The sequence below is a fragment of the Marivirga sp. genome (assembly GCF_024636815.1).
Classification (GTDB): Bacteria; Bacteroidota; Bacteroidia; order Cytophagales; family Cyclobacteriaceae; genus Marivirga.
Genome location: NZ_JAGXGF010000197.1, coordinates 1 through 12,049, shown reverse-complemented (window position 1 = coordinate 12,049; position 12,049 = coordinate 1). Strand labels below are relative to the sequence as shown.

Here is a 12,049-nt window from a genome sequence, read left to right as displayed (position 1 = left end):
GGGGGGGTATTTTCTGGTATCATAACTCTTCAGGTTTTAGTTTTAATTTACTATTAAATATATAGTAGTTATCTTAAAATTAAAAATATATCCTAAATGTTTTACTAACTGATCTTAAATTTTGAAATTACTTTTTTAAAATTGAATCATTTTTATCAACATTAAGCCACTTCATTTTCACAACTACCAATAATGCCTTAATTTCGGATTCTTTAAATTGAACACCTCATGAATAAAATATTGATTACTGGAGGAGCTGGTTATATTGGTTCTGCATTGATAGAACAACTACTGCCTTTGCAGGAAGTAGAGCAGATTGTGATTTATGATAATCTGAGTCGGAATAACTACCATTTTTTTTTAGGAAATAAGCTCCCCAATCAAGAAAAAATCAATTTTATTCAAGGAGAATTATTGGATACTAGAAAGCTTAAAAAAGCTTTAAATGGGATTGATACAGTCATCCATTTGGCGGCCAAGGTGACTACGCCTTTTGCGGATGCAGACCCGCATTATTTTGAGCAGAGCAACCACTGGGGTACGGCTGAATTGGTTTATGCAGTGGAAGAATCTGATGTTGAGCATTTTGTTTTCGCCAGTAGTGTTTCTGTATTTGGCTCATCTACAGAATTGATAGAGGAAAATCATCACCCTAACCCAAGAACGATTTATGGTATCTCAAAATTAAGGGGAGAAGAACATGTGGCCCGTTTGATGAACAAAATCAATACGCAAATCTTAAGACTAGGAAACGTTTACGGTTTTGCCAATGCTGTCCGTTTTGATGCGGTTATCAACCGTTTTATGTTTGATGCAAACTTCAATAAGCGGATTGCCATTCATGGGGATGGAAAGCAACACCGCCCTTTTATTTCTATTCAAAAAGTTACAAATGTTTTAAGGCAGGTTGCCATCAAAAATGATATCCCATCAAATTATTATAATGTAGTGAATCAGAATTTGCAGGTTTTGGATATAGTGGATGCTTTAAAATCTATCTATCCTGAAATGGAATTCACCTTTATTAACCAGCATTTAAAATTAAGAGAGCTGCTCGTTAGCCCTGAAAGTAAACTTCAAAAACATATTGATTTCCCTAATGGGAATACCAGTCTGAAAGATGATTTATTGCTTTTTAAAGAGGCTTTGAGGTTTTAGGGAGTGGGATGTGGGGTGAAGGATGAGGGGTGTAGAATTTCAATTCTTTAATCTACTTTCTACCAACTTTAATCAGTGCAGACCTTTTTGCTTTTTGGCACTCACTTAAGCCATGCTTAGTAATAAGCTCAACACCCATCATCCTTCACCCATCAATCCTGCGTATCTCGAATAATCGTATTCAACTTATCACCTGAGACTTCCTCCACTGTCTCCCATTCTCCGTTTTCGTTAAGGCGCTGAATTACATATTTTTTTACGCCTCCTTCCCAGCCTTCAAAGGCATTCCATCTTAATTCATATTTTCTGAATTGTACATTCTTTTGCAACAAGACGGTATTACTTTCATCACTGGCATCTGTATCAATTGAGCAGTCATTAATCACCTTCACTTGATAATTGTAAGTATTATTCTCCGTATCACTTTCTTTATCTATATAGAATTGCTCATGAGGCTCTACGCTATCATGATACTCAAATTTACCTCCATTTTCACTTCTAAAAATTTCAAAAGCTGTGATCCTTGCTTTACCTTCTTCTGGTATACTCCATTCTGTAAAAACCTCTCCTGTTTCCATTACGGTAGTATTTTGAATTTCAGCTACTTGATTATTATAAATCTCATCAGTAATCTCAAATTCAATATAATTACTAATAGAACGCAGAGAATTTTGCTCAAAAGCCCCCACTCTATATTCATATACTCCGGGACATAAATCTTCCTCATCCTGGAAACTTAATGCATTGGTTTCCATCACCGCAATTTCCTGCCATTGCCCCTCTCCTTTTGACTTTCTGAATATTCGCTGATTATCTATAGAAAATCCTTTTGATAAATTCCAATTGATTATTCTTTCTCTATTTTCCGGTTCAGCCTGTTTATTCAAAAGTAAAGTATTGAATACAGTTAATTGTTCCCTAGCAACCGTATCTTCACAGAAAGGAACTGCCTGAAAAATATATTCATGTGACATATCCTGCGGGCGACAATTTTGATCATCATACATCATACGTTGGCTAGTCAGACCTTCCAAATCAATTGATTGAAGTAAAAAAAATCCATTCGGACTATCCCTGTAAACATTGTAGTGAGAAATATTATTATAGTTGTAGGCCTCGAATTCAAATTGGACCCTATTATTCTCCACTAATATTTGATTCAAATTGGCTTCTTTATGTTCTACTGTATCTCGAACTAAAACCTGATCTTCATGAGTGAAACTAACGGGACATCCATTATCATTTTTCACTGTTAAGGTGATATTAAAAGTTCCAGTATTCTCAATCAAAACAGTAGGACTTTCTTCCGTTGAAGTAATACCATTACCCAAATCCCATAAATAAGTTGGGTTAAGAAGATTTGTACTGTTATTCGTCAATTGCACTTCTACAGGGTAACATTCTCCTGAAATTTCCATATCAAAATCCACCTCTGGAGTCGGCAATACTTTTATATCATTCATTTTAAAAATCTGCTCACAGCCTTCTTCATTTTGAGCAATTAAAGTTACTTCGTAAACACCTACTTCCTCATATAAATGTTGTGGATTCTGTTCAGTAGAAGTATTTCCATCGCCAAAAATCCATTGCCATTGTACAGCACTTGCCGAAATATCTGTGAAATTAGCTGTGTTTGGTAAACACACCGTTTTTGTTTCAATTTCAAATTCAGTTTCAGGACCACTTACATTTACCAAATTTTCTTGTCTTAACGTATCTTGACAACCCAATTCATTGGTAATAACCAATGTCACGTCAAAATTACCCACAGTATTATATAAATGAATTGGATTAGCAACCCTTGAAGTATTTCCGTCTCCAAAATCCCACAAATATCTTTCAGCACCATTAGACAAATCTTGAAAAGACACTTGAACAGGCACACAGTTAGATGAAATTGTATCTGCCAACTGAAAATCAGCTTGTGCAGGAATTACTCTAATATATTGCGCCATGTTTACCGTATCGGCACAGCCCATATCATTTTCTGCAATTAACTGAATATCATAAACACCCTCGGTTTCGAACAAATGAACTGGATTTCTTTCAGTACTTGAATTTCCATCTCCAAAATCCCATATCCAACTGACCGCATCATCACTTATGGCATTAAATTGAACATTACTTCCTAAGCAAATCTCGGTTTCATCAGCCTCAAAACTAGCTGTAAAAATAAAACTCATCGACTTCTTCTCCTCTACTCTACACCCATTATCATTTTCTACAGTCAGGTTTACTTCTGATTGTGGAAACTCATAATAGGTATGTGTTGGGTTTTGCAAGCTTGAAGTATTTCCATCACCAAAATCCCATAACCAACTGCTTGCATTTACACTTTCATCAGTGAATTGAACAGTTACAGGTAAACATGTTTGATTATATTCAAAGCTGAAATCACTGCTCAATTCCTGAACTACTATAAAGTTTGATTTAGTTATAGTATTACTACAATCACCATTTGAGGCGGTTAAAGTAACCGTATAATTACCTGGCGTAAATTGTACATTTGGGTTTTCTGCGCTGCTTGTTGCCCCATTTCCAAAATCCCAAAACCATTCTGTTGCTCCCTCTGACTGATTTTGAAATCGAATAGAGGTTTCTCCACAGCCTGTAGTTTTATTAGCTGTGAATTCTGCTATTGGATTTTTTACAATAATATTTTGTGGTAGTTCAAAAATGTACTCACAACCCTCAAAATCGGTTGCAATTGCATTTACCTCGTATTCTCCACCTGCACTGTAAACATATGAGCTATCAAAATCATCAATAAGTACTCCATTCCCCATATCCCAACTAATACTTTCAAAACCGATCAAGTTATGTTCAATGGTTAATTCATCTCCTAGACATAATGATTGCTGATATGTAAACTGGTTTTCTTGATTACCAATAAAGACATTTTTAATTTTGGTTGATGCACAGCTATTGTCACCACTAGCAGAAAGGCTAATAGAATAAAGCCCTTCATTTTCAATCAAATAACTATTATCAGCTGATAAATCAATCACTTCATTATTCAGCTTCCATCTATAATTCTCAAAATCAGGATTTACAGGATTTAATACAATTTCATATCCTTCGCAAAGCTTTTTTAATTCATATTCAAAATCTATATCAGATCTACTGACAGTTACTGTGATATAATCCTCAACCAACAAAGTACTATCATCATCTATTTTAGCCCAATAGCCAATTACATATTCACCTGTCTCATAAAATGTTTCCGTAAAACTTCCTCTAGAATGAGTCTCTCCACTCTCAAATCTCCATTGAAATTTATTCGCACTTGGAATAGGGTTTACTAAATCAATTGAATAAGGGACATTACAAGTAGAAAATTGAAATTTACCGATCGGACTGTCGCCATCAGTTTCTTCTTCTTCCTCCTCGATTTCAGGATTTTCGCAATCCGTCCAGGGATTAGGAATCATAATAGCCTTCGATTTAGTGCACTCTCCGCCACTACCTACACTTAGGGTAATACTAACATCGCCTAAAGAAATGAAAGAAACATTTAATTCCGTATCAGTTCCAATTAAGCTTTCATTATAAAACCATCTGGCTGTTTGCCAATCTTCTAAATCAGTTTCAATATTCACGCTAAAGTAACCACATTCATCTCCTTCAGTTACTTCAAGATTTGTTTGTACATCTAAATCAGGTATTTCAATTACATTATATCTTTCTATAGTCGTTTCACAACCATTTTTATTATGAGTTGTTAAGGATACTTCATAAGTCCCTGCTTCGCTATAACTATGAATGGGGTTTCTTTCTGAAGAAGTATTATTATCACCGAAATCCCACTCCCAATAATCATATCCCATATCACCGCTAAAATGTACTTCAGTGAATGTACATGATTCAATTACTTCAGGCTCATCTAAAGGAATACTTCTATCCAAAACAGTAATAGGAGATTCGAATTCATATTCTACTTCACAACCATTATTATTGATATAAGTCACTATGGGATAATAAACTCCCGGATTCTCAAATTCAAAATTTACAGTACTTCCTTCCTTTTCAGTACTATCCAACTCCCAACTTATAGCTGATGCTCCTTCATTCAATATGGTAATCTCAGTAGTAAATGGAGCACACCCTTGCCATTCACTGACATTCACATTGGTTTCCTTCTGGAAAACCTGAATTTCATCATTTAACTCAGTTTGAACAATGCAGCCACTTTCATACTCCGTTATTGCTATTACATTATAATTTCCATGATTCTGAAAAGTATAATTTAGATCCGCACCTTGAATAGTATCACCATTTATTAACCAGGCATAACCTACAGCATCCGAGGTGTTATTTGATGCCACAAAATCGAAAGGTTCACAACCACTAATTTGAGGATATGTAACAGCTACATCTTCAACTTCTTGTACATTAATTAAGGCATCTTCTTCAACTGAAATAGTGCATCCTGCATCATTTGTAAAGGTTAATTCCACATCTATTTCACCATCCTGATTTAGAACTACAGTGATTTCCTTTCCTTCATACTGCTGACCATTAATTTCCCATTCAAATCCATTCATAGAAGAATGTAATGCTGTTAAGGTAACTTCTTGACCAAGGCATACATTTGTTTCGCTAACTTCAATGGTAGGTGCCTGAATTTCATCTACTGTAATTAAGGAATCTAATTGAGTGGTTATAGAACAGCCTAATTCATTAGTATAATTAACTTCTACGGTATATTCACCTATTGCATCATATAAATGCTCGATAGTTGAGCCGGTTATAGTAGTTCCATCACCAAGATCCCATTCTACCTGAGAAACTGTGCCTTCTAATGAGAAAGATATATCATTGCTATCAGTTAAGCATTGAACAAATCGGCTAGCAGAAATTTCCACTTCCTGCGCCTCCTGGATCTCAATTACATTTTCCATGACCGTCATTTCCTGACAAGATCCGTCCACTATAGCGGTAAGAGAAACTGTATAAATACCTGCTTCATCATATTGATGAGTGGGGTTTTCTTCCGTTGATTGATTTCCATCACCAAAAGACCATACATATGAATCAGCATCAGTAGTTAAATTATTAAATACAATGCTTTCTCCTATGCAGTTTGAATTATTCACAATTGAAAAATCAACTACAGGCTTTTCGTTTACCGAAATAAGGTTTTCATATCTGAGTGTATCAGTGTTACCTGATTGTAATGTAACAATTGCCAAAACCTCCCAGTCACCAGCCTCCTCAAAAATGAAAGTAGGTTCACTTACAGTCGAGCTTTGACCATCCTCTGTTTGCCAAACAATAGATTCAAAATCATAATTTTCAATTGCGAAGGCAACGACCAAAGGCGTACAGCCGGAACTTTGATCCGCTTCAATTTGACCCCAAGATTGAAAAGCAACCCCAATAAGGCTTAAAAAAAATATAATTGATGATTTAAAAAGTATAGTTATTTTCATGATGACGATGATTATATAATTAACATAATTTTACCTGATTTATCAACTCCAAGTCCTTCATGACCTTTTGCATAAACTTGATAAACATACCCACCTGAAGGTGCAGTTTCCCCATTCACAGTTCCATCCCATTTTTTATCGATGTCGGAACTGGTAAAAACTACATCACCGAAACGGTTATAAATCACCATTTTATATTCTTTAACTCCTTTAGCCACAGCGCCAAAAGTATCATTCAATCCATCTCCGTTTGGAGTAAATGCAGTTGGAAATTCCACTGAAAAGGGCTGAAATAGGGTAATAACATTAGATGTGCTCATAACAGAATCATTTGAAGCACTTATTGCTAATATACGAAATTTGGTGGGTTTTTTATCCGGATCTGCAGTTGCAAAACCAGCATTTAAGCCAAGAATTATTAATGCGATAGTGATGATGATGTTTTTCATGATGAATTCCGATTTATGATATATCAAAATTCGTCATATTACTACTCCTATAAATCAGAGGAATTCTTAAATAAAAAAATACGGATAAACCGCATTAAAATAAGGGAATGTACTAAAAGGGTTTAGGTGAATCACTTAATGGTTGGGTGAGGTTTCAGGGGATTTTTCGAATCATCACGAGCTATGAAGCTAGCGCTAACCTTTAATTTCATGTGCGCATTGCGAAGCAAAATGCGTGCTTACCTTAATCACTCAGTATATTTCACGATTAAATGAATAAGTTTCATTTTCATTAAACCATTTCCTGAGGTCTTGAAGGGCTTTTTTGTAATCATCTACCATTAACTCTCCAAATTCGTCTGTAGGTAGAGGAAAATCGTGAATTGCATGTGGCAATGCTTCCATAATTCTATAAGCACAAGTGATTTTTTGATTGCTATCTGGATTGGCAACACTGCAATTGGCTTTCTCAGATTGAATCTGGGTTTCCAGAAATTCAAATATTTCTGGCTGTCGAGTATAGACCAAACCCGGAACTATGTCATAAGAAAAGGCATCATTAATTGGGGCTTTTTGTAAGCGGTTGGTAATGTAATCGATTGCTTTTTCATCTCCCATTCTGGCTAAGGATAATCTAATATTCCATCTGGTGACAGCATTATTCTTTTCTACTAAAAAGCTTTCAAGCTTTGGTATGACTGATTTGATCTGTAAAAACCCAATAAGCTTTACAAAATCATTAAAATGAGGCGTTTCAGCATTTAAATGACCTAAAACCCTAGACTTATGGCTTTCAGTAAAAATAGTATTCTTGAAATTTGTCATAGCCTCAATAGCATTTCCTGCTATTCCTCTATCAGAATCATTTAAAGCATTAATTTGCTGATCAATTGCTTTTTGCCTTACCGAATTATCAGCAGAAATCTGTGCAAATCGACTACTTAGATTATAAGCTTTAGAGCGAATTCGAGCTGTACTATCGGATTGATATTTTTCTAGTTCTGTGATAAGCACATCAAAATCATTTTCTGGTTGAAATAAGCTTTGAGGTGCTGTGGCATAGCTGCCATTCTTTGCTTCTTCAAAATACTGATTAAGCGCAGTTACAGAAGATTGAGCCCATAATGAAAGGGCTAGAAATTGTAGGGTTATGGTTAGGAGGGGTTTCATTGGGGTTAAATATTATTTTTAACTTCAGTCATCAGATGCATTAATTTCATACGGAGATAAAAATGAGTTTTCAGTAGGTTGAAGATATTCGTTTTCACTATTTCTGAACTCTTCTAATTCCAATAATATATTCCTTGCTTCTAATGCATATTTATTGTTACATGTTGATATAGTGTCTAATTCTAAAGTTTTTAACCCTTCCTTCCAATCCTTTGGATTAATTGTTTCTTCTTTTTCTAAATTTAAAAAACAATTGTACTTATAAAAATATTTCTTGGTCAAAGTAACTTCTACTTTGGTTGTATCTAGTTCTTCTTGCTTAATGAGGTAGTAATATTTATCTATATTTTGACTTCCATTTATTTCTTTATATAACACTAAAGAATCATTTTGATAATAATATTCTTTCGATTCGTAATTAACAGGCTTCATTTCGGTGTTGTTCATCTTTTGCCCCTCATTTATATTAAATGCATATTGGATATGTACTTTTACCACTTTATTTGCTTCATTTAAATAATAAACTCGTTTTGAGAAATTAGAAAAATAAGAAACTTCCCCGCCTTGACCATCAGGAAACTCAATAGAAAAATTCTTATAATCTTGTACCCTTAATTCTCGGGTTTTAGGGTTTTTATAAAATCTCATAAAATAGCCATTCAAGACATCGATATATGAATTAGGAAAAATATACTGATTAAATTTGCTTAAATTCTTATTTGTCTTAGATACATAATTCTGGATTTCTTTTATGCGCAATCCTTTGTCTATATCTTCAATAATTTCAATACCAAGGTAATCTGTTTTTGGACTTTGAAATAATAATTCTTGACCACGCATCTTCCTTACAGCATTCACAATTTCATCAAATGACATATTCTGTATTTCTTCATTTGAATATATCAATCTAAGCGAATCAGTGACAGATAAATCATCTTGAGCCTGACAAAAAAGCAAGGAGAAAAATAATATACTAGATAATAAAAATTTTAGATGCATAATTCTATTCTGTTAAATAGTCAGATACCAAAGCTTCAGGAATTTCAAAATGCATATAATCCACTCTTCCTGAGTTCCAAGTTCCACCCCATGAAATATCTTGTTGATTAAGAAATGTGTTAATTAATGTAATGGGCACATCACAAAATCCATCTTGAAACAAATTATTATTGAATCTATTATTGTTCCAAGATATCAATATATCTGAATAGTCTTCAAAATTAGAATATCCTAGTGAATTTACTGAAGATTTAAAAGATTCTAAATCATCAATAATTACACTAATCTCCCCCAATTCATAAGTATTATCTGCAACCCATGTCAAAAGACTTGATATATTCTCATTACTAAAATTATTTTCTAATAGAGAAATATCTGAGTATAATTGCTGAGATAGTTCTTTTAACTGAACTAATTGTTCTCTTCCAGTTTCACTAAAAGTAAAGAATTCTAATAATGGTTTATTAGAATTTAGAAACTCATTGAATTTTTTAACCCTTTCGTAATAAGTTTGTACTGCTGAACTATTTTGTGTTTCTAATGAAATTATAAATTCATCAAATGATGAAAATGGATTCTCATTTTCTAATTTATATATTGAATAATTATCAATATCCTTCTCATAATCTTCGAAAATTTCAGTTGCATTTTGGAAGTCATTTAAATCATATTCATTTAGTAAATCAACAAACATCTGATTCTTTTCAACTATTAAACGCGCATCATTCATACTCATTATATTGAGCCCTGTAACTTGATTAATAAACGCAATTACTTCCATGTCACCTTTGTAATTCTTATAAATAAAATTCATCAAGTAAATATTTCCTTTTGGATAAATATCTACACAAAGACCATAACTATGATTACTTATCTTCGTGCTTTCTTGAATTCTCCTCAAATTTATTCCTCCTATATTATCTTTGTATTTTGGTGGATGATTAATTGAGCTTGACGAATATACGTTGATTAACGCATCTCCTAGTTCTTCCTCAATAGATTCCAACTTTTCTTTAAATGCACTATGAACTCTTAGTGTTGTTTTTAAAAATTCCACTTCTTCTGTTTGGTCATACATATACTGAAGTGGGTTTTCAATATTTTCAAAAATTTCGCCTATTCCGTGTGATTGATCTCTAATCACACTTTCAAAAGATTCATAAGTTTTAAAGTTATCTACAATGCTTTTGACTTCCTCATCTACCTCCTCCCAATTTTCTCCAGCTTTATTAACTTCAAACTCAATATCAGGTAGTAGATCAATAAATGAGGCGTATTTATTCATTTCAATATCAATAATTCGATATAATCCATTTTCATCCCTTTCATCAACATAAAATCTACCTGAAATAAAGTTTTTATCCAAATGGCTATTATGTAATACCCCAAGATTTAAGACATAATCATCCTCAACTGAACTATTAAGAATATTACCATCCTCATCTATTTGACCCAACCATTCCACCTCGCCATCTGGATTGGAAATCTCCTTAAATTTTTCTGTAAACACCACTTCTCTGAAACTAACTCCTTCTTCTTCTTCAACCTCTTTCTTAGTAAGAAAAACCATTAAATGATAATCTGATAATTCAAAACTAAGCCCATCTACAATTTCTGCGATTTTTTTTATTTCATCATCCCAATTATCTATTAAGTATTTAAGTTTTATTGGCTCTGGTTTTAGGGATAACTTGGAATTACTTTTTAAGCTTAGGAAATCTATAGCACCCCCTGTACCCATCTCCCCCTCCTCATCATCTTCCAACCACCCAATCATACTCTCCGGATCATGAACCAAATCCCATTGGTGTTTGTAGAGTTCGGTGCCATCTGGGCGATAATCCATAAGATTATCGGTACTTTTTTCACTAGCTATATAGGCTTCATCGCTAAAAGTATGTCTTAACCTAAAGGCTCCGTGGGCTAGTTCATGGGCTATGGTTTTGTTAATGTTATCTACATTGTTTTTGAAAATGTAGCCAAACTGCCTTTTGAATGGCATAAGACCTGCTTTATCTGAATAATCACCGTCTATTACAAATAGATAATAGGCGTCCTTATCGAAATTTTCCTCACTACGCTTAAATTCTCTATTGAATTGACGCATATTCTGCGGAAAGCTTGCGAACACTTATAAACTTCTGTTACATACCCTGTGATCTTATCTTTATCCATATCATATAAGCCATATTTATATTGGAAATTCGATGAATCACTATCACAGATATAAGTGAAACTAGCTGATTCTAGAATCAATGGATATTCTTTGGATAGTTAAGGATAATCTTTTTTATTCAAATTTCTTGTAAAATAAATTCCATACTCATCATACTCAATTTTTGGAAAAGTATCTTTAAAATTGTGATAGTCAGTTTGAATAAATAAAAACAATATAGTTAAAATCTGTAATTTCATTTAATAGAAAGTAAACCGAAATTCAGTGTAGATATATTAATAGTCACCATAAAGTCCAAAATTTATAAACAGGGTCATCTACTTCTGGTTCGACATCAAATTTGGAATATGCTCTCATTGGCTTGGAAAGCAAAACAGAATCTACATCTACTCTATTAAACCTACCAAGACTGTCAATTGCATAATTTTCAATTACCACTTTAGTTACTAAAGGAGATTTTTCATCTTCCTGATTTGGGTTCTCGGCATCTTTGTAATTAAAAACCTTAATGCTGTCTGAATTTATTAAACTATAACTGAATCGGTCTAAAGAAGCACTTGTGTAACTTCTGATTTCCTCATTCACTACAAGTTCATCTATTTTCTTCCCTGTCTTATTAAAAGAACGTAAAACAAACCGTTCTGCTTTATTGTCAAATCTAGAAT

Annotated in this window: 7 protein-coding genes; 1 reads left to right on the top strand and 6 read right to left on the bottom strand. The window is 33.5% G+C overall.

From position 1 onward, the window contains the following. Positions 1-228: 228 nt before the first annotated feature. Positions 229-1,158, top strand: coding sequence for an NAD(P)-dependent oxidoreductase (locus tag Q0L29_RS14240; RefSeq protein ID WP_296622726.1), 930 nt, complete (start codon positions 229-231; stop codon positions 1,156-1,158). 152 nt (positions 1,159-1,310) lie between these two features. Here Q0L29_RS14240 and Q0L29_RS14235 read toward each other — a convergent pair whose 3' ends face one another. The 6 genes from Q0L29_RS14235 to Q0L29_RS14210 form a co-directional block, all read right to left on the bottom strand. Next, complete coding sequence (locus tag Q0L29_RS14235) at positions 1,311-6,590, bottom strand: PKD domain-containing protein (protein WP_296622724.1); 5,280 nt, start codon at positions 6,588-6,590, stop codon at positions 1,311-1,313. An 11-nt stretch (positions 6,591-6,601) separates the two neighbouring features. Then, positions 6,602-7,039 (bottom strand): gliding motility-associated C-terminal domain-containing protein, encoded by a 438-nt coding sequence (locus tag Q0L29_RS14230; protein ID WP_296622722.1) that lies wholly within the window; start codon positions 7,037-7,039, stop codon positions 6,602-6,604. Between the two features lie 252 nt (positions 7,040-7,291). Beyond that, positions 7,292-8,209, bottom strand: coding sequence for a HEAT repeat domain-containing protein (locus Q0L29_RS14225; protein ID WP_296622720.1), 918 nt, complete (start codon positions 8,207-8,209; stop codon positions 7,292-7,294). 24 nt (positions 8,210-8,233) lie between these two features. Next, complete coding sequence (locus tag Q0L29_RS14220; protein WP_296622718.1) at positions 8,234-9,208, bottom strand: hypothetical protein; 975 nt, start codon at positions 9,206-9,208, stop codon at positions 8,234-8,236. A 4-nt stretch (positions 9,209-9,212) separates the two neighbouring features. Then, the gene (locus Q0L29_RS14215) at positions 9,213-11,315 is read right to left on the bottom strand and encodes a M15 family metallopeptidase (protein WP_296622715.1); all 2,103 of its coding nucleotides are present in this window, start codon (positions 11,313-11,315) and stop codon (positions 9,213-9,215) included. Positions 11,316-11,666: 351 nt separating this feature from the next. Further along, on the bottom strand, positions 11,667-12,049 hold a 383-nt coding region (locus Q0L29_RS14210; RefSeq protein WP_296622713.1), incomplete at its 5' end, for a hypothetical protein.

Excerpts from the sequence above, each read along its gene's own strand:
- Q0L29_RS14220 (WP_296622718.1), bottom strand. The coding sequence starts at position 9,208 with ATGCATCTAAAATTTTTATTATCTAGTATATTATTTTTCTCCTTGCTT.
- Q0L29_RS14240 (WP_296622726.1), top strand. The coding sequence starts at position 229 with ATGAATAAAATATTGATTACTGGAGGAGCTGGTTATATTGGTTCTGCA.
- Q0L29_RS14215 (WP_296622715.1), bottom strand. The coding sequence starts at position 11,315 with ATGCGTCAATTCAATAGAGAATTTAAGCGTAGTGAGGAAAATTTCGAT.
- Q0L29_RS14230 (WP_296622722.1), bottom strand. The coding sequence starts at position 7,039 with ATGAAAAACATCATCATCACTATCGCATTAATAATTCTTGGCTTAAAT.
- Q0L29_RS14225 (WP_296622720.1), bottom strand. The coding sequence starts at position 8,209 with ATGAAACCCCTCCTAACCATAACCCTACAATTTCTAGCCCTTTCATTA.
- Q0L29_RS14235 (WP_296622724.1), bottom strand. The coding sequence starts at position 6,590 with ATGAAAATAACTATACTTTTTAAATCATCAATTATATTTTTTTTAAGC.